This window comes from Pseudomonas sp. ABFPK (assembly GCF_001586765.1).
Lineage (GTDB): Bacteria > Pseudomonadota > Gammaproteobacteria > Pseudomonadales > Pseudomonadaceae > Aquipseudomonas > Aquipseudomonas asiatica.
This window is the reverse complement of the sequence record NZ_LQXW01000032.1, coordinates 16,191-35,264: the sequence shown is the minus strand read 5'-3', so window position 1 is coordinate 35,264 and position 19,074 is coordinate 16,191. Positions and strand designations below refer to the sequence as shown.

The window sequence follows — 19,074 nt, the reverse complement described above, 5'->3', positions numbered from 1 at the left end:
CCCGGTTGAGTGGCCGGATGACCGTGGAATCAGTGGTCGGATACGCGTGGAATGGGTGGCCGGATCACCGTGGAATCGGTGGTCAGATGCTTATGGAATGGGTGGCCAGATGACCGTGGAATCCGCACCCGACAAGCAGATGCGACAGGACTACTACTCACCTGCCCCTACCGCCATCAAAGGAGCTGCAGATGCCCTGGCAGAGCTCGCGGTGGTCAGACAGATCGTTGTAGTAGGGTACCAAGACTGCAAACCCAAGAGAGATCTCTTGGACCGCATTGGTAGGTGCGAACAGCAAGTCCAGCGGTCCGATTCCCGTAGAAACCCGTAGCCTCCTGCTTCACAGCCGGCCTCCAACAACGAAGCCCGCCAAGGCGGGCTTTGCGAGCTATGTGAGGCATCAATGATGCCGGGGCTTGGGTGTACCTGGTACGAATTTTTAGACCTTTGGGGCAAAGCCGCCTAGTTCGAGCACATGCCCGGCCTTCGACACATCAACACTTTCGGTGCGCCCGTCTTGGAATCGAAAATCAACGTGCTGCGGTGGGACTTGAGCATCGTCGGCCAGCTCAATGTCGAAAATGGCCTTGGCTGGTTCATCCCAAACCAGCGCGAAGGCTTCGATGATCTTCTGCCGGAACGCTTCAAGCACTGCCTGGCGATTTTCAGGTGCCAGGGCATCGAGGTCGATTAAGAAATCGCCCGCCGCATGGATTTCTGCACCTTCGCCATCGAGGCCGACTGAACGGTCCCCTTCAGTCGAAACGAGCACGGACGCGACCTTGCCACCTAAAATACCCATTGCCTATCTCCATGAATTGAGCCGCAAAACGCGCCCTCTGGTACTGCATTTATGCTGACCAATTATGTAAACAAATCTTGTTAGACAACGAAAAATAAGGCCCTTGGAGAGTCAAGGTTTCTAAAAAGTGGAAATTAATACCCGAGATTCGACGAGGTGTTTACAAAACTCAGAAATCGCCCCAGCCCCCCCTCATATGCCATCGGGGGAGTCGTGGCGGGAATCCGGGGCGAATCAGTGAACAGCATTACACCAAGAACGGGATTTTTATGAGGACCATCACGAATATCACGAATCGGCGACTAAAAATGTTTACTTATGATTGTGAATGATTATTATTAACGCGCATCCACCCTGAAGGATATGCGTCAGTGATACGAACCTCTCCGGTGTTTTCCCGGTTACAAGCAGGGAACAACGTCTACGGCTTGCTCAATTCTCTACCTTCACCGATGCTCTGCGAAATGCTCGCGTTTGCGGGCTACGACTTCGTGATTCTCGATCTTGAGCATTTACTGCGCTCCGAAGAAGACATCATGCATTGTGTCCGCGCGTGTGAGGCCGCTGGCATTTCGCCTTGGTTGCGCATACCTCAAGTGGACGAAAAACTGATCGGTCGGGCACTGGATGCCGGTATCGAAGCCATCGTACTTTCACGCACCGAAAGTGCTGCGCAAGTTCAGCGCGCCATCGAAGCGGCCTTCTTCCCCCCCCTGGGGAAACGCGGAATAACCGGTGGCCGTATTACCGGATTCGGTCGCCTGCCCTTACCCGAATACATTGATCTGGCCAATCGCCAGACGCCGATTATTCCCATGATCGAAAGCAGCGCCGGGGTCGACGCTCTCGGCGAAATCCTGCAACTGCCGGGCGTCGGCATGATTATGGAAGGCGCACTGGATCTGTCGCTCGATCTCGGTCTGGGACCCGACCCTCTCAATCCCCAAGTCTGGCAAACGCTGCAATACATGGCTGATGCCTGCCTCAGCGCCGCAATACCATTCTGCGCAAACCCCCGCACTGCTGAACAGAACACGCTGTGGCGCGCTCGCGGGGTCCAAAGCTTTCTGGCCGGTGAAGACCGGGGATTGCTGCATAACGCATTGAAAGCCCGCCTGCATTCTCTCCAACAGTAAAAATGAGCCAACGTAGTCCACATGAAAACAACAAACTCCCTACATTTTTCACTCAGTCTTATCACTTTGGGCATCTGTCACAGTGCCATGGCCGCCGATCAATCCGTCGAACTGTCCACCGGACCTGCCAACGGCCTGTCACTGGCGCCCGTGGTGATTCAGGGTGACGTTCTCGGCACGGCCAGCGATCAGGAGGTGCGTACCTATGCCGGCAGCCGCAGCGTTGTCGACTCCAGCGAACTGAAAAAAGCCAGCGTCCGCGGTGTGGACGACGCGCTGCAACGGGTACCGGGCATCAAGATCTTTGACGAAACCGGCACCGGCGCCTTGCCACAGATATCGGTACGCGGTCTGTACGAGAGTCGTAGCGGCCGGATTCAAGCGTTGTCGGATGGCATTCCACTAGCACTGGCGCCGTACGGCCAGACGGGTCTGTCGCTGTTTCCAGTGACCATGGCCACTGTAGACCGTATTGATGTCGTGCGTGGGGGCGCAGCGGTGCAATACGGTCCGAACAACGTTGGCGGGGTGATCAACTTCATCAGCAAGCCGATTCCGCGCGAGTGGGAAACCACTCTGCAGGAGAAGTTGACGTTCAACGCTGGCGGGCGCCAGTTGTGGGACAACTATGTGGGCACCGGCGGCTACCTGACCGACAACTTCGGCCTGCAACTGGACCTCAATACCCTGGGGGGCGAATACGGGCGCGAGCACTCCGAGACCGATGTGCAGAACTACCGTCTGCGCGGCCAGTGGAACATCGACGACGATCGCGATCTGAGCTTCGGTATCCAGCACTACAAGGCCGATATGGACCTGGCCGGAGCACTCAGCGTGCAGGATTACAAGGATGATCCACGGCAATCGACGCGTCCGCTGGACCGCTTCGAGGGCGACACCAATCGCGTGTGGGGCACCTACACCCAGCGCCTGGGCGCCATGGGGCCGTTCGACTCAGTAGAATACAGCTGGACCAACTTCGCCCACGACAGCTACCGCAACTTCGTGGTCGGCCTGCCGTTCACTCCGGACGGTACGGCGGTGACCAAACAGGACGGCCCACGCGACTTTAAAGTCTGGGGCACGGAGCCGCGCATCAGTGCCACTATCGATGGCGACACGGTTGGCCAGACCTGGTTGCTGGGCGCCCGTTATGTCAGCGAAGACATCGACTACAAGGTCAACCGCCAGCGCGTCGCTACCGGCGTGACGACGCCGTTCCGGGACTGGAAGTTCGATGACGACGCCCGCGCGTTCTACCTCAGCAACGCCATCAGCCTGCTCGATCATCGCCTGACCATCACCCCCGGCGTGCGCTACGAAAACGCCCGCATGGATTACGCAGACGGCATCACGGGGTTCTCGCGCGAGAACAAATCCGAAGAATGGCTGCCGAGCCTGACTGTTGGTTATCAGGCGACCGACGCCTGGTACGTCTACGCCAACGCCCAGAAGTCCCTGCGTCCACCGCAAGTCACGCAGATCGTTAAGGAAGGCGATGTCGGCGCCGAACTGGCGTGGAACTACGAGACCGGCGTGCGCTATACGCCATGGGACGGCATGCGCGTCGACTTCAACTTGTACCGCATCGATTTCGACGACCAAATCAGCTACAACGCCACGACTGACCGCTTCAATAACCTTGGCAGCACACGTCACCAAGGTTTCGAGAGCGAGATTTTCTGGACGCCGCAAGCTCTACCTGATCTGGACCTGCACGCCAGCTATGCGTACCTCGATGCCAAGCAACGCAACGGCACGTTCAAGGACAACGAGGTGCCTTTCGCTTCGCGCAATCAGTTCACGGTTGACGGTCGTTACCGTTTCGCCGAGCACTGGACCTACAACCTCGACGGCTTGTACGTCAGCAGCGCGTACACCGATGCCGCCAACTCCGGCGATGAAAACGCCACTGCCAGCGTAGGCAAACTGCCTGCTTACTGGCTCTGGAACACCGCCCTCGAGCGTGAGTTCAAGCTGGCAGACAAGAGCGTCCTGACCGCGTCCGCGGGCATCAGCAACCTGTTCAACCGCGAGTACTACTTCCGCGGCATCGACACCAGTCCATGGGGTCGTCAACCCGCGCCCCAGCGCTCGCTCACTCTAGGCGTCAACTACCGCTTCTAAACCGCGCACTTGCGCCCCTGTAAACCAGTTGCCCGATCCCCCGGGACGGGCAACTGCTGCCCCCAGGAACCTGCCATGCAACGTCCATTCATCATCCTTGCCCATGTCGCCCACCCTGCCATTCTCGAGGGCTTCCTGCCTGCCGCGCACAAACGCGGGTTACCGATCGTGGTCATCACCGACCACGCTCAGGAACACCGGCGACTGCTCGCCACCTCGCCTATTTCGCCGGAACAGCTGCACGTCATCGAATGTGATGTGTTCAATCCGCTAGCGGTCATCGAGACACTCAACGGTCAGGGCTTGCGCCCCGTCGCCGTGTTCTCCAACAGCGATCACCTGCAGACCGCGACAGCGATGGTGGCCGAGGCCTTCGAATGCCCTGGCAAGGACTGGCGGTTGTGCTATGCAGCGAAGAACAAGGCAGCCATGCGCGAGCGCATGCAACGTCTAGGTCTGCCCGGGCCATGGTTCCAGGTGCTCACATCGAACTCCAGATTGCCGACCGATGCGCCGTGGCCAGTGGTCGCCAAGCCTCGTGAAGGCGTCGCCAGCCTGGACGTCAGACTGTGCCACGACGCCGCCGAATTGACCGCTTACTGCGAGCAGTTCTGGCAGCAGCAACCGGATCGGGCGCTGTTGCTGGAGGCGTACATGGAAGGTCCGTTGTTCACCCTCGAAACCCTGGGCGACGGACGCAACCTGCAAGCCATCGGAGGCTTCGACGTCACCCTTTCACCGCCGCCGCATTTCGTAGAAATCGCCGCGCGCTGGAATGGACAACTCAGCCGCGCCCAACGTGCCGCCGCGCTGGCTCAAGTGGCCGCGTTCGGGGTCAATTTCGGGGTTTGCCACAGCGAGTTCATTCTGACCGCCCAAGGCCCGGTACTGGTTGAGATCAACTACCGCAGCATCGGTGATGGTCGCGAGTTCCTGCTGGATCGGCTGCTGCCACAGGGCTGGTTCGACCGCATCATCGCTTTGCATCTGGGAGAAAAGCTGGTCGACACGCAACCCGCACAAGCCGAAGCAACCGTTCATTACCTTGTGGCCGACTGCTCGGGACGGCTGAAACAGGCCAGTGCCAGCTTCAATATCGAACGTGAGAGCCATTGGTGCGATTACCGCGCACTTCACAACACCGGCGACACCGTGACCATCAGCCATTCCAACAAGGACTACGTCGGCGTACTGAGACTGATCGCGCCGGATGAGGTGAGCCTCGAAACGCAACTGAATTCGACGCTGAACGACCTGAAGTGGGTGATGGCATGAGCCTGTATCCGGACGCCGCGGATCAGGCGTTCATTACTCGACGCATCATCGATTGCTGCCTGCGCGAGGACATCCGAGGGATCGTCAGCACAGGACAGATTTGTCGGTTGCCGGAAGAACTGAGTCAACACTTGCAGTATCAGCCCGACGCAAACTGGCTGCGAATCGCCCATCTGGGCGCCGACGAACTATGGCTGCCGGTGGTCAACGCGTATCCGTTGCAGGACTGGATCGGTACAGGCGACGCTTGGATCAAAGTGTCGCCGCAAAGCCACGGCGAGACTCAACGCGGCTACGGGCTCTGGCTGGGCCACCTGAGCCACGGTCTGGACGAAGAAAGTCTGGCACTGTTCGCGGCGTATCTGAAAGAAGCAGATTGCGCGAGCGAACAACGGACCCTGTGCAATCAGGCGTATCGCCAACATGCGCCCGCGCTGAGCGACGTGACCGACCTGAAGGACTGGTCGCAGAGGCTGCTGAAGATCGATCAACTGGCGAGCTACCTGGATCACCCGTTTTATCCAACGGCGCGGGCCAAAAGCGGCTTCGATGCCGCCGCGCTCAGAGGCTACGCGCCAGAGTTCGCGCCGCGCTTCGAACTCAATTGGCTGGCGATTCCCAACAACGCCCTGACCCTGACCAGCCCGCAGCCGCCGCACTGGCCGAACTTCGAGGAAGTCGGCTTGTCATCGACCCTGCAAAACAGCCATTCATTACTGCCAGTACACCCGCTGACATGGGGCGAACTGGAGCAATACGGCTTGCCTGAAGGCACGCTCAAGGCTCCACGTACCGCCATGCAGGTCGAGCCAACGCTGTCTGTGCGCACGGTGGTCTGCATCAATCAACCTCAGTGGCACATCAAACTACCGTTGTTGGTCAGCACGCTCGGTGCGCGCAATTTGCGCCTGATCAAGCCCAGCACCCTATACGACGGTCACTGGTTCCAGACCACCCTGCAGGCCTTGACCGAGCGCGATCCGGCACTGGCGTCACGTTATCTGCACGTCGACGAAAAACATGGTGGTCATGCCGCCGAAAGTCGTCACCTAGCCTATATCGTGCGCCGTTACCCGACGGGTCTTGAGAACACCACACTCGTACCTGTCGCCGCGTTGGCCAGCCCGCTTGCCGATGGACGCCTTTTCCTCGAACAGTTGACCGAGCGCTTCTACGCAGGTTCGTTGCAACACTGGCTGGACGATTATCTCGATCTGCTGCTGCAGGTCCATCTGCGACTGTGGCTGCATTACGGCATCGCGCTGGAGGCCAACCAGCAGAACGCCGTATTGATGTTCGAACAAGGTCAGCCATTGCGTCTGCTGATGAAGGACAACGACGCCGCTCGCCTCTGGCCTCAGCGCTTGGCCGCTGCCTGCCCGGATCTCACTGACCTGCCGGCAGCCTTGCAGGATGAGCGCATTCGCGTCGACAGCTGCCAACCGTTGGCCGAGATGTTCTGCACCATCACCTTGCAGCTGAACATCGTGGCGATCCTGGAAGCGATAGCAACCGCAGGCCTGGCCTCTCGCTCCAGCCTGTACGGCACGCTGCGTCAGCGTCTGATGACCTGTCTGCAACAACTCGAAGCCGAAGGCATCGACTGTCACGATGCGCGTCGATGGCTGCTCGACAGCCCGAAATTGCCGGTGAAATACCTGCTCAGCGCCGGCAGCCTGTTCAGCAAGGCGCATTCCGGTGCCAGCGACATCAACAAGTTCTATGGCTACAGCGCGGCAAACTTCCTGCTGGAGGACGCTCCATGCAACGACGTTTGATCTCCAGCGTCTTGCTGGGACACTACCTCTCGGCCTTCACGGCGCTGGGTATTCCGTTGTACCTGCCGCGCATCCTCGCCGACCTCGCACCTGACACACCAGGCTGGGCCATCGGTGTGCTGTTCGTACTGCCGACACTCTGCACCGCACTGGCGGCGCCGATCTGGGGACGCTGGGCCGATCGCAACGGTTGTCGCCTGTCGTTGCTGCGCGCCCATGTCGGGCTGTTCGCGGGCTTTCTGCTGGCAGGCTTCAGCCCCAATCTACCGGTGTTCGTCCTGGCGCTGATCATCCAGGGCACCTTCGGCGGGGCGATGGCGGCGTCCAATGCCTACCTGTCGACGCAGTTCAAAGAGGGCGATCTGTCCAGCGCCCTGAACTGGACGCAGTATTCGGCACGCCTGGCGATGATCAGTGGCCCGATCCTGTTGGGGCTGCTGACCGCGCAAGGCTTGGGATTGAGCCTGTATCGTTATCTGGCCTGGTTACCGCTGCTGGCCTTCGTGCTCATCCTGCCGCTGCCCAAGGACGCCCCCAAACATGCCTTGGCCACCAAAAAAGCCGAGGCATTGGGCGAACTGCCTGAAGACATGCCGCGACTACTGGCGGTGCAGTTTCTGTTCAGCTTCGCGATGGTCGTCACCTTTCCCTACTTCGTGCCCTTCGGCGAGCAACTGAACATTGGCAACGATGCCTTGATCGGCATGCTCTACAGCCTGCCGCATCTGGTTTATCTGCTGGCCCTGCCCTGGGTGCAGAAGCATCAGGGCAACCTGCTGTTGCCGGGACTGGCGCTGCTGGCAATCAGTAACGCGCTGCAATTCTGGAGCGTACAGGCCGAGCCGCTGTTCGCTCTGCGTCTGCTCAGCGGAGCCGGCATGTTGCTCAGTTTTGTCGGGTTGCACCGCTGCCTGAGCCAGCGCAGCCGCAAAGGCAGCGCCGGTCGCCTGTTCGGCTGGTTCGACTCCAGTGGCAAATGGGCCGGCACCGCGGCCGGTGTGACTGCCGCTCTGGTCAGTCAGACCTGCGGCATCGCGTCCCCCTTTCTCGTTGCGTGCCTGGCAGCCATGGCGGCCATGGTGCTCGCGCGCCCTCTATTGATGACTTCCCGGGAGATTCCGGCATGACGCTCGCTCTGAATACCGTATCGCTGAACACCGTATCCTTGCATGACCATGCCCTCGATGGCGAAGCCCAGCGACATGCCATCGAGTGCCTGCTCAATTGCTATTTGCGCGAATACGCATCGCCGCGCAACGAAGTGAACCTGAACTATCAAGCCCAGGATCTGCCGATGAGCCTGCGCCAGGCCAATAGCCGTTGCATCAGCATTCGCCTGCCCAGTGGCCGCTTGGTCGTACGCATCGACCGCGCCAGCCTTCTGGGCCGCTGCCACTACATCAGCGCCCCCTATTTCAAAGGCAACAACCAGAGCTGGCGACCGTTGAACGCCCCCGAACTGGCACGCCTGCTCTGTACCCCACTGAGTGGCGCCGAGCGCGTCGGCGAGATGCTGCAACAGGTCGCCAACAGCCTGCAGATCACCCGCACCTTTCTGCGTCATTCACGCCCGGCCAACGAAGCAACCGACAGCCTGCTGGCGTCCGAGCAACACCAGCTATGGGGCCACGCCCTGCATCCGACGCCGAAAAGTCGCGAGGGCATTTCCCATGACGATTTGCTGGCCTGCTCGCCGGAAGTCGGGGCGCGCTTTCAGTTGCACTGGTTCAAGGTCGATCCGACGCTGATTCGTCATCAAGGCGAGGATCCGCGCAGCACGCTGCGCCAACTCTCGGGGCGCGACGACGCCTATCCGTGCCACCCCTGGGAAGTCGCCCGCGTGCTTGCCGACCCGCTGGTACAGCGTGCGCAACAACAGGGTTTGATCGAATACCTCGGCCCCCTGGGTCAGGCCATGTACCCGACGTCTTCGGTGCGCACGCTCTACCATCCGCAGATGGCCTATTTCATGAAGTTCTCGATGCACGTGCGCCTGACCAACTGCGTGCGCAAGAACGCCTGGTATGAACTGGACAGCGCCGTCGCCCTCACTCGCCTGCTCCGCCCCGTCATGAGCGAGTTGGCGACGCAACAACCGGGCTTCATGTTGATGCCCGAGCCCAGTGCCACCAGCCTGGACCTCAGCGCCCTGGGTACGCTGGAGGAGGCCCGCGAAGCCACCGAATGCTTCGGTATCGTTTACCGGGAAAACCTTCCCGTCGCCGACCGCGAGCGGTATCAGCCGCAAGTGGCAATGGCGCTGTTTACCTGGGATCAACAAAGTCGCAGTGTCTGCCACCCACAGGTACAGCGCTACGCCGACAACACCGGCTTGACCATTGAGCAAGCCACGCTGAACTGGCTGGATGCCTATGCCAGTCAGATGCTCGGCGGTGTGCTGTATTGCCTGTTCCGTCAGGGCGTGGCGCTGGAGCCGCATTTGCAGAACACGGTCATCGGCTTCGCTGAAAACGGCCTGCCCAGTCAGGTCTGGATTCGCGATCTGGAAGGTACCAAGCTGGTCCCTGAAATCTGGCCCGCTGAACGCCTGAGTGCGCTGGATGAACGTACCCGCAGCTCGGTGTACTACAGCGCGCAAAAGGCCTGGCAACGAGTGGGCTACTGCGCACTGGTGAACAATCTCGGCGAAGCGATCTTCCATCTGGCCAACGGCAGCGGCGCGCTGGAACAACAATTGTGGGACCGAATCGGCGACCTGCTGCACGCGCAATCCACGCGTCTGGGCCATCCGACAGAACTGCGTGAGTTGTGCGCCGGCGCGCCCTTCCCAAGCAAGGAAAACTTCATGACGCGCCTGATGATGCGCGCCGACCGCGAGGCCGGTTACACCTTACTGCCCAGCCCGCTGGCGATGACTGAAAAGAGGAAACACGCATGAGCCTTCCTGCCTCCGTCACCCGACGCATCGAGCAGCTCAAGACTGAACACGACGCGCCATTGTGCGCCTACGTCTACGACCTGCCTGCCCTTGAACGGCACGTAAAGGCAATGCGTCAGGTACTGCCCGAAAACTGCGAATTGTTCTACGCCGCCAAGGCCAACCCGGAAGCTCTGGTGCTGAAAACCCTGGCGCCGTGGGTGGACGGTTTCGAGGCTGCCTCCGGCGGCGAGCTGACGTGGCTGCATGAACAGTGCCCCGACCAGCCGCTGATCTTTGGTGGCCCCGGCAAACTCGATCGCGAATTGGGTATCGCCCTGCAGTACCGGATTTCGGCGTTTCACGTGGAGAGCGTGACCGAACTGCGAAGTCTGGCGCGCATCGCCCGCGAACGCGGTGTGCGGGCTCCGGTGATGCTGCGGCTGAATCTGAAGCTGGCCCAGACACCGCAGAGCCGATTGGTCATGGGTGGCAAACCCACGCCGTTCGGTCTGGATGAAGAAGGCCTTGCAAGCGCCCTGCAATTGCTGCGCGAAGAGCCGTCCCTAGAGCTCAAGGGACTGCATTTTCATCTGTTGTCGCACCAGTTGGATGTCGACGCGCACCTTGAATTGATTCGCAGCTACTTCCTGACCTTCCGCCAGATATGCGCCAACCACGACCTGCAACTGCCGCTACTGAATGTCGGCGGAGGGATGGGCATCAACTATCAGGACGCGGCGCAGTCGTTCAACTGGCCACGGTTTTGTCAGGGCCTGAAGGGGTTGATCGATGAGTACGACATGGGCGCGACGCGCATGCGTTTCGAGATCGGCCGCTTCATCAGTGCTGCATGTGGCTACTACGTGATGCAGGTGCTGGACATCAAAAGCAGCCACGGCGAGTTTTTCGCCATCGGACGCGGCGGTACTCATCACTTTCGCACTCCTGCGGCTCAAGGCCACGACCATCCGTTCACGGTACTACGAGGCACTCAGCCGGCACAAATCAGCGATCAGTCCGTGACGCTGGTGGGTCAGTTGTGTACGCCAAAGGACGTCCTTGCCAGACAACAACCGGTGGCGCAGCTAGCGATTGGTGACCTGCTGGTATTCACTCTCGCGGGCGCCTATGCCTGGAACATCTCGCACCAGAACTTCCTGATGCACGAACCACCGTTGAAGGTTTTTATCGAGGGCTGATTCCAGGTTACTGTCAGCCTCTGTGCTGCCCATTCCCGTATCCGTGATTGCTTGTCCGATGTGTCCTTCAAACTCTTCGGACAGCTTTCATCCTTTAACTGAATTTTCAACGGATGGGAAGTAGGTGGCGATAACTCCTTTCGAAGTCCCATATTGAGGCTTCGGCACTTGCCGATGGGGTTGCCGTCTGCCAGCGGACAGCATGCCGAGATGACAATCCGGGTCATATGATGAGTGGGTCAGAGCAATTTTGACACTCCCTGTGAACAATCGGGATAAACTCACTCGCGATCTTGCAGTTCAAGCACAGGGTGCAAAATGCGAGACCTTTCGAGTAATCGGTCAGAAGCGTCATAGATGCCGTGTTCGCCGCATTTCAGTAGCCATATGGGGCTCCATCGATTTCGGGGGCTGCACCATGCGATGTTCACGACATTACTTTTTGTACACCGCCTAGGGCGTCTGCTGTCGATTTATAACGGGTAGAGGCCGGGATAGAAATTGCTCATCTAAGCCCTTGCTGTAAGCGTTATAGGCCCACCGCACAAATTGTTCGAGTAGTCGATCATTCTCCATTTGCAGGCGCCCATTCTCACCTTCCAAACGTGCAATGCGGTCGTTTGCCACTTGCAATTCGGGGCTGACGACTTTCTTCGCCCAACCGAAGTTTCGAGTATTTGCTTACGCAACATGCACGCACGTTTAATTCGTTCATGCTTATGCAACGCTTGGCGCGTATAGGTCCCCTTCAAATGACGTGCGATGCTTATGATCAGCAGATCCCAAGTCAGTTTCCCAGACCAGCCGTCGAGGATGGATACAATATGCTCAACGGCACTGGGGGTTAGGTTTCTCGAACGAGTCATTTTAAGTCCTCAGCCTCTATGCGTGGCACATTTGGACCCACAGAGCCCTGTCCAGTATCCCTGTGATCATCTGACCCTGCATGTTGGGCAGATTCACTCGTTTAGCCCTCGCAGCGCCGCAGATAGTGAAGACCTTTACCCTTCAATTGGCGGCCGTGTGCCACTCAGGCCTATGCTCAATTGGTGTTCGAGCGCTTGGGTGAATTGCGAGAAAGTCACGTAGGTGATTGCCAACGCCTTGGCGTGTTTATCGAGCGTCGCTTCAAACCCACCGTCAGGTACTGCACCGCTACCGAACAGCGACTGGAGCATTTGGCCAAAAGCGTGGCCAACCTAGGCGATCTGTTGCAAGCACGGGTCCAGGTACCGCGCCGCCCACGTGACACGTGAGCGGCGTTTCTATTTGAAGGCCTGGCTCCAGAAACACCCAGAAGTCGATTTTATGAAGCTAAGAGCAAGGCGTTTCTCCAATAAGTAAAGACTAACAACAAGCCCGAGCCATCCTTTGGTCGTGGTAGGAATGGCCGATTTCTGCCTTTGGTCAACGGCTGTTTTGGGTCGTTATGAGCCTCTCAACTTTGATGGCTGGTCGGATGTCTGGATGTCAAAGCGCCCATTCGTGGCCTTCTCCAACGACTTGGTGCGATTCGCTGACCACGATGAGCGACTTACCGCGATGCACCAAGCAGAAGCTAGATACGAGGTCAGCGTCGACACCGACTGCGGACGTTGTATCGCCAAGCGTGCCGATCCAGACATAGCGGTGGGTTTCCAGGCAGGCCAAGTAGTAGCCGGTCGGCATAGCATTGCTCCATCGATGAAATTGCGGACCCCAAGCGTGCTGAAGTTTTAGAAGACAGATGCAGTCGAAGCAAAAGTGAAAAGTCAAAGCCCGCCCGCCTAAAATAGTCGCTGCTGCCTACTCGATACCTGCCCCATCATGTAAACATCTCCTTGACCACGGAAAAATCCGAGGATGGAGCCGCATCGCGTAGTCTGTGCTGTCACCTTCGAACGGTGCAGTATCGACCGGCGCAACTACAATCTTCGAACCAAGGAATAGCCAATACTGCAAGCGGCGACGGAAAGGCTGTTTACCAAAGGTAATGATCCACGTACCCGTACGCTACACAGCGTGATCTACACCAACCTAAGCCTTTACCACTCGCTAGGGTGTTTGCTGTCGATTGATGGCCGGTAGAGGGCGGGATAGAAACTGTTCATCCAAGCCCCGGCTGTAAGCGTTGTAGGCCCACCGCACAAATTGCTCAAGAAGTCGATCATTCTCCATTTGCAAACGTTCATTCTCTCCCTCCAAACGTGCAATTCGATCAGTTGCTACTTGTAACTCAGGGCTAGTGACCTTCCTCGCCCCAAGCGAAGTTGAAAGTACCTGCTTGCGCAAAATAAAAGCGTGCTTAATCCGTTCATGTTTATGCAACGCCTGACGTGTATAGGTCCCCCGCAAGCGACGCTCGACACTTATGATCAGCAGGTCCCAAGTTAATTTTCCAGACCAGCCATCAAGGATGGAGACAATCTGCTCAACAGCAGCGGGGGTTAGATTTCTTGATCGAGTCATCACAAGTCCTCAGCCCCTATGCGTGGCACATTCGGGTCCACAATTCCTTGTCCTATCTCCCCGTGCTCGTTCAGTACTCGATGATGCACCAGTATCTGCTCAAGCTTTGACGCGGGGACGATTCCACATGGCTGGATAACCGCATTTAGGCCAACAGAGGGGTCGTCAAGAATTGCACACAGCTCATCTAATCGTTTCAGCGTCAATGTCTGATGCTCTACCCAACGGTTGGCACCAAACTCCTCCTCTCCGAGGGCCTTCAAGGCTTGCGCCAAAAGGGCTTGAGTCTCCTGACGATGCTGGCGAATGGCACGTTCTCGGGCCCCATCGCCCTTGATACACACATGCTCATCACAATTCAGGCAATCTCGGTGTAGCTGGCAGGGGAGCATTGAAAAATCGTGCAGGCAATAACCGAGATCCGTTGTATGGGCACTCATGATCTTCAGGGCCGCAAACTGATCACGCGCGATCAAGCTACTTGGGGGAATACTTGCCACATGCCCGGCTGATTTTTCCAGGTCACCTAAGGCAGATCTGACCAAGGCCAGCACATCCCTGTCAGATTGGTGGTCATAGGACCTGTTCTGTCCAACCTTGGCGCGACCACTCCATTTGGCGATGTCGAGTTGCGACAACCCTCCCATCTGCGCCACGGTGTTCAAATAGTGGCGAAACTGATGCGTCGTGATTTTAATCCTGCTGCCGTCCTGCTCAACATAGCCAAAACGATCAAAAATGCTGAGGACAGTTCTCGTGCCGGATAATCGCGCCTGGATGTAGCTGGTATCTGGTAAGACTACTACCCCACGATACGTCCCCCACACATCATTCAACTCGTTTAAGCGAGTTAAACAAAGCGCGTTACTGTACTTCAGAGAGTTCTTTCGGTCCGCCAGCGGAAAGTTTGCGGGTAGCATCGTCAAGATCACTCGCTCAATGTCGGAAAAGTGAAATCTCGGAGCATTTTTTTTCCGCGGATTGTAGGGGACTTGTGCCGCCACCCCCTGCTTTCTACACCATTCGGCCCCACGTTTTGTATGATTGCCATTGGGTGGCGGTGTGGCAAAGACAATGGCACTGACCTGTGCAGGGGTAATCAACGGCTGTCCACGTAGCGCCTCCAACTCCATAGGCAAATAAATGGCATGGGGATGCTGTTCATACCAACTCGCTACTTCCCGAGCAGGTGCGGAAATAGCCATTAGCTTGCTCACGGCATCGCGCGCAACACTGACCATCGACTGCACCACCCATTTAACTTGCGCCTTCCCGCCCTTTGAGGGCGACCAGCGCAGCCCGTACAGCCGTTGGTTTGTTTTCGAATCAAACTCTTCCACCTCACACTGCGTCGAAACGGAAAGCGCCTCGTTAATACGGCTCGGTGCCGAAGCCAGCAAGGCGCAAATGCTGCTGGTGAAGACATCCTCTGACGCCTTGGCGGCGCCAAAAATTTCCGCAATCGCAGCTAACGAGGCCGGCGATGGCAAGCGGGCCTGGCGCACAGCATCAAACTCCGGCCCGACGCGGCGTGCAGTATCCATCGGCATCCGAAGGGGGTTTCGCCATTGAATGGGCATCGCACAGAGCTGATGCTCAACCAAAAACTGCGAAATACGCTTGAGCTCCACACTTGCCATATAAGCCGATTGAGTCTGATAGCGCTCATTAAGTATCGCGCAGGCCCGATTAAAATGCCCCAATGTCGCTTTGATCGGAGTGATGCAACTCTCCGTTTCTTCCAGTGCGACAGCGAGGGAGCGGAGAGCAGCCAGTCGTGGACTGACGGTTGTGTACGCGCCCAACGCATAGTCATAGCGGCAGTAAGCTTTGGCAAAGTCTTTGTAAGGCTGAGGTAAACCGCGAGAGTCTTTTTGGCCTCGTCCACTGGGAAATCCATGAAATCGTATACTCGAACAAGAGTTGCGTCGCTTCAATCGAACAAAATTCGTGACGTCCCATGTATCCGCATCAAACACCAGATCACTGCCAAAAGCTGTCAGCTCCTCTTTAGCCAAGGCAATGAAGTCCCGCAAATTATCTTCGGCGATTTGCTCTACTCGCGGCTTGAATATAACTACGCGGTCATCCATAAGCTTGCGCCTTTATTTCACGGCACAGTTGAACCACTTCCGCCACCGCGAGCAGCGTTCGATCATTGATCGTCGCAATACGGGCATCGGGAAAGCGCTTGGCATCCTCCAACATAAAGTCCAAGACCGCCTCATGCGGTCCGTCCAGCCAAGGTTGAAAACACTGGCAGGTGTAACATGCGATAGGTGCGTTCAATCCGCAGAAACTATAGCTTCCACACGATCCCATTGGCTGTGCACTTTGGTCGATACGCAGATCGATAATTCGGCTGGAGCGATCTGCACCGCGAATCGCGTTGCGCTCATGGTCAACCAATTGACCTTTAAATGCTTGAGCCAACGGAGCCATGTACAGGGCTGTCGCCTTTTCAATCCGCATCGCGAGCTCAGGTGTCGCAGCGACATACACCGCCGCAGAGTCGGTTCGTGAATGGTCCAGCAAATCGGCAATAACCAACACCCCATGCCCTTCACGCGCAATGTTGGTCCCTACGGTACGCCGAAAGCGTATAGCGCACATGTTGATCGTGGCACCCGTGCGCTCTGAGCGGATGGATAATTGGTCCAAAGTACGCACCAACAATTTCCGTATATTTTCGCTGGTGCGGTGGTACCTGCTCCATCCTGGCTTGTCCGCCAAATATTGCGAGCGTGGCGGTAAAGGAAACAACGGCGCCTGCAGGGCGTCTGAAAACTCATCTGAGAACCGTTCCTTGATACGCATCGCGTAATCGAACAGTGGTCGGCCAATTTGGCTCACCAGCGCTCTTGGCTTGAGTTCCTGACGGATCAGTGGGTTTTGTTGCTTTGCCCGTGGGATGAACAGCATAAAAGACTCAGTTCCATCCGAAGCTAGAGAGCGCACTACATCACAGACTTTCAGAGCTGCAAATTGGATGGGGCGGGCCCCTAACGCAATGAACAACCAGGCGAGTAAGTAAGCCTCTTCATTCAAGCGCCCTGCGCCGTAAGCCTCATTCAAAGCATCTTGAATACCAACTTGCTCAATTAGCGTGAAAGGGCCCAACTCGGGATCCCAGGTCAAAACAGCAATGCCGGTTTCTCGTTTCCTGAGTTTTTTCCTGTCCAAGATGTACATCACGTCATCTTGCACACCTGGCAAGCCCAACGCATGCCACCGACGCAATAACGCAAAGACATTCCGAGTTCGAAAATTATGCGCGTCACAATGCTTCAACACGTCATTTCCGGCGATGGACTCCAAAGGCTCCAAGCCAGCCTCCTGCAACCGCAAGGCAAACGCTTTCAGCCCGGTGAAGTGCCCCATTAAGGTTCCGGGCGCTCTATTTTCAGCAAACCAAATCAAAGTTAAACGAAACGACGCCATGAACGCGGGGGTAAAATGCAGATCGGAAAAATCCATGCAGATTGAGTCCACCCCATCACGATAGGACCAAACAAGCTGGTTTGGGTCGAATAGGATGCCGCCTTTGCTCCTGACCATAGCTGGCAGTGAGGCATAAGCATCACCACGTACCATCACGATGGCTTTCTCTTGGGCTTTACTCATCGAGATAACCAGCGACGCGTAACTGCTCTTGCATATGCAATGACACTGCGGTTGCTTTCTTTTTAATATGACGCTGGTTATACACCACCGCCATCCCAGACGTTTCGGACCAGCCCATCAGGCGCGACCGTAGCTTTTGCTCTAGCACCGACGAAACGTTATTTTTGTCGATCGCCTCAGAAAAAAGATCGTTCCAGGTATGGCGTAGAAGATGGGGACAAAGATTTTCCGGTAAACCCGGACAATTTTGTCGCAAGGTAACAAACGTTTTATTCAACGCAGCAAGACTCATCGGCTTCCCCGACCCCGAGGCCACCCAAAGATATTCATGCTTACGCGCCCCACGAATATTTCTACGCATGGACATCACATACGTTCGGGTGAGTTCCGCCAGCTCCGTATCGAGCGCTAACAAGCGACCAGCCGTTTTAACATTGGGTTGTCGTAGCCGCGGATCCGCAGGATCATCCGCTCTTCTAGCGATTAACACCTCATTGGTCTGGAAGTTGATATCTGAGACTTTTACACCGAGTAACTCACCTCGCCGCACACCCAACGACAATAGCCAACGGATCATTAGGTAGTTTCTCTGGCGGGCATGTTCAAGACGCCAAGGATTACGTTCAGAATCCGGGTCGATTACTTGCTGCATCAAAGATAACATTGGTTCCGTTAATCCCTCTCGGGGCAAAATTCGAGAAAACCTATGTGTCGATGGCATGCGTGCTCTAAAGGATTTAACAACAAGCACTCGGAGCTTTTCCAACGCGAGAAAGTACGGGCTCTCTGCCCCGATTTTTAGTAGATGGCTGGTCGTTATCCAATCAAGGTACCGAGAAATGTACAAAAGCCGTATGACAGTAGTCGTAGTATGGATTGGCTGCAAACTAGGGCTAGAAGTCGACCATGCGGATATTGCTTCTGCATGCTGCAAAGTATTTATTTCCGCAATAGGTAGTTTGCAGGATCTAACGATGGACTCAACTTCATCCACCGTCAAAAGCTGACCACTCCACATGCGGGAGCTTATATCCACGTTTAATTCATCAAGGGTAATGAACAGGACCATAAGCGATCGAAGTGCTTGATGGAGAGTGCTCGTTGACAAATTAGCCGCTCGCAACTCCGCTAGCACCCAAAGGGTTGCGCTGTATAACGGCAGGCCGTTTTGGCGATAGCAAAGCACTGGAAAACGTTCGCCGTTATCAAACCTCACAACCTTGATCTTGTATGGATTCATTGTTTACACACCCATGAGGTGAACAATAATGAACCATAGCCTACGATGGATCTCTGCGCAAAAAACCAGTTACCCTGTTGATTCTACTAATCTATTTTCAATGTTATTTACTATAAAAAAGAAGTCATGCCTACTGCCGAAGCCCGCTCTCGGCGGGCTGGCGGGGCAGGTAGCTTCCCCTTACCTCGTGGCTTCCACATAGGTTCCAATAGTGGCCTCGTTCTTCCATTTTTGCACCATCTGAGCCGAGTCCCCCCAGAGCCACATAACCCCCACTGCCATCGGGAGAAGTAAGGTTGCATTTAGCTTCTTATGAAAAAGGATGAGGTCAAGCATCAGACCGAGGGCGACGGCGAATGCGGCAATAGCCCAAACGCGGTCAACGAAGAAATCTATTACTGCCATTCCAATGCCTCTCTCCACTTGCCCGTGTTTCGCGAGCGCTATAATCGGTTCTTCTTCTGCGTTCTCGGCCCCGGTTTTAGGCCAGAGCTTGGATGCAGCTGAGCGTTTACATGTCTCGTCTTCATGCCTGATGCTAAGCGCATCCTGTAAGTGCTATCA

At 56.6% G+C, this 19,074-nt stretch carries 13 protein-coding genes and 1 pseudogene; 8 read left to right on the top strand and 6 right to left on the bottom strand.

Going from position 1 to position 19,074, the window contains the following annotated elements:
- Positions 1-439 precede the first annotated feature (439 nt).
- The gene (locus tag WM94_RS19000; protein WP_004577615.1) at positions 440-802 is read right to left on the bottom strand and encodes a hypothetical protein; all 363 of its coding nucleotides are present in this window, start codon (positions 800-802) and stop codon (positions 440-442) included.
- Positions 803-1,173: 371 nt separating this feature from the next.
- Between WM94_RS19000 and WM94_RS18995 the strand changes: the two genes are divergently transcribed.
- From WM94_RS18995 to WM94_RS29370, 8 genes and pseudogenes are all read left to right on the top strand, one after another.
- On the top strand, positions 1,174-1,938 hold the full coding sequence (locus WM94_RS18995) for an HpcH/HpaI aldolase/citrate lyase family protein (RefSeq protein ID WP_033741050.1): 765 nt from the start codon (positions 1,174-1,176) through the stop codon (positions 1,936-1,938).
- A gap of 21 nt (positions 1,939-1,959) precedes the next feature.
- Entirely contained in the window at positions 1,960-4,065 is a 2,106-nt protein-coding gene (locus WM94_RS18990; protein ID WP_061551901.1) for a TonB-dependent siderophore receptor, read from the top strand.
- Between the two features lie 75 nt (positions 4,066-4,140).
- The gene (locus WM94_RS18985; protein WP_023662028.1) at positions 4,141-5,340 is read left to right on the top strand and encodes an acetyl-CoA carboxylase biotin carboxylase subunit family protein; all 1,200 of its coding nucleotides are present in this window, start codon (positions 4,141-4,143) and stop codon (positions 5,338-5,340) included.
- Entirely contained in the window at positions 5,337-7,118 is a 1,782-nt protein-coding gene (locus WM94_RS18980) for an IucA/IucC family protein (RefSeq protein WP_023662027.1), read from the top strand. The genes WM94_RS18985 and WM94_RS18980 overlap by 4 nt, the downstream gene beginning before the upstream one ends.
- Complete coding sequence (locus WM94_RS18975; protein WP_023662026.1) at positions 7,103-8,245, top strand: MFS transporter; 1,143 nt, start codon at positions 7,103-7,105, stop codon at positions 8,243-8,245. Before WM94_RS18980 ends, WM94_RS18975 begins: the two co-directional genes overlap by 16 nt.
- Positions 8,242-10,017, top strand: coding sequence for an IucA/IucC family siderophore biosynthesis protein (locus WM94_RS18970; RefSeq protein WP_023662025.1), 1,776 nt, complete (start codon positions 8,242-8,244; stop codon positions 10,015-10,017). Before WM94_RS18975 ends, WM94_RS18970 begins: the two co-directional genes overlap by 4 nt.
- On the top strand, positions 10,014-11,198 hold the full coding sequence (locus WM94_RS18965; protein WP_023662024.1) for a type III PLP-dependent enzyme: 1,185 nt from the start codon (positions 10,014-10,016) through the stop codon (positions 11,196-11,198). Before WM94_RS18970 ends, WM94_RS18965 begins: the two co-directional genes overlap by 4 nt.
- Positions 11,199-12,223: 1,025 nt before the next feature.
- Positions 12,224-12,430 (top strand): annotated as a pseudogene (locus WM94_RS29370) (DUF3422 family protein); the annotation flags it as partial.
- A gap of 238 nt (positions 12,431-12,668) precedes the next feature.
- On the opposite strand, the gene WM94_RS18960 reads toward WM94_RS29370, so the two are convergent.
- From WM94_RS18960 to WM94_RS29360, 5 genes are all read right to left on the bottom strand, one after another.
- Complete coding sequence (locus WM94_RS18960) at positions 12,669-12,866, bottom strand: hypothetical protein (RefSeq protein ID WP_023662023.1); 198 nt, start codon at positions 12,864-12,866, stop codon at positions 12,669-12,671.
- Positions 12,867-13,232: 366 nt separating this feature from the next.
- The gene (locus WM94_RS29365) at positions 13,233-13,646 is read right to left on the bottom strand and encodes a hypothetical protein (RefSeq protein WP_080694032.1); all 414 of its coding nucleotides are present in this window, start codon (positions 13,644-13,646) and stop codon (positions 13,233-13,235) included.
- Positions 13,646-15,739: an integrase gene (locus tag WM94_RS18955; RefSeq protein WP_023662022.1), complete on the bottom strand. Its 2,094-nt coding sequence runs from the start codon at positions 15,737-15,739 to the stop codon at positions 13,646-13,648. Before WM94_RS18955 ends, WM94_RS29365 begins: the two co-directional genes overlap by 1 nt.
- Complete coding sequence (locus WM94_RS18950) at positions 15,732-17,270, bottom strand: site-specific integrase (protein ID WP_023662021.1); 1,539 nt, start codon at positions 17,268-17,270, stop codon at positions 15,732-15,734. Before WM94_RS18950 ends, WM94_RS18955 begins: the two co-directional genes overlap by 8 nt.
- Positions 17,263-18,510 (bottom strand): site-specific integrase, encoded by a 1,248-nt coding sequence (locus WM94_RS29360; RefSeq protein ID WP_028700034.1) that lies wholly within the window; start codon positions 18,508-18,510, stop codon positions 17,263-17,265. Before WM94_RS29360 ends, WM94_RS18950 begins: the two co-directional genes overlap by 8 nt.
- Positions 18,511-19,074 lie beyond the last annotated feature (564 nt).

What these genes read in the sequence shown, in the direction of transcription:
- WM94_RS19000 (WP_004577615.1), bottom strand. Translation starts at nt 802, where the DNA reads ATGGGTATTTTAGGTGGCAAGGTCGCGTCCGTGCTCGTTTCGACTGAA.
- WM94_RS18990 (WP_061551901.1), top strand. Translation starts at nt 1,960, where the DNA reads ATGAAAACAACAAACTCCCTACATTTTTCACTCAGTCTTATCACTTTG.
- WM94_RS18985 (WP_023662028.1), top strand. Translation starts at nt 4,141, where the DNA reads ATGCAACGTCCATTCATCATCCTTGCCCATGTCGCCCACCCTGCCATT.
- WM94_RS18980 (WP_023662027.1), top strand. Translation starts at nt 5,337, where the DNA reads ATGAGCCTGTATCCGGACGCCGCGGATCAGGCGTTCATTACTCGACGC.
- WM94_RS18975 (WP_023662026.1), top strand. Translation starts at nt 7,103, where the DNA reads ATGCAACGACGTTTGATCTCCAGCGTCTTGCTGGGACACTACCTCTCG.
- WM94_RS18970 (WP_023662025.1), top strand. Translation starts at nt 8,242, where the DNA reads ATGACGCTCGCTCTGAATACCGTATCGCTGAACACCGTATCCTTGCAT.
- WM94_RS18965 (WP_023662024.1), top strand. Translation starts at nt 10,014, where the DNA reads ATGAGCCTTCCTGCCTCCGTCACCCGACGCATCGAGCAGCTCAAGACT.
- WM94_RS18960 (WP_023662023.1), bottom strand. Translation starts at nt 12,866, where the DNA reads ATGCCGACCGGCTACTACTTGGCCTGCCTGGAAACCCACCGCTATGTC.
- WM94_RS29365 (WP_080694032.1), bottom strand. Translation starts at nt 13,646, where the DNA reads ATGACTCGATCAAGAAATCTAACCCCCGCTGCTGTTGAGCAGATTGTC.
- WM94_RS18955 (WP_023662022.1), bottom strand. Translation starts at nt 15,739, where the DNA reads ATGGATGACCGCGTAGTTATATTCAAGCCGCGAGTAGAGCAAATCGCC.
- WM94_RS18950 (WP_023662021.1), bottom strand. Translation starts at nt 17,270, where the DNA reads ATGAGTAAAGCCCAAGAGAAAGCCATCGTGATGGTACGTGGTGATGCT.
- WM94_RS29360 (WP_028700034.1), bottom strand. Translation starts at nt 18,510, where the DNA reads ATGAATCCATACAAGATCAAGGTTGTGAGGTTTGATAACGGCGAACGT.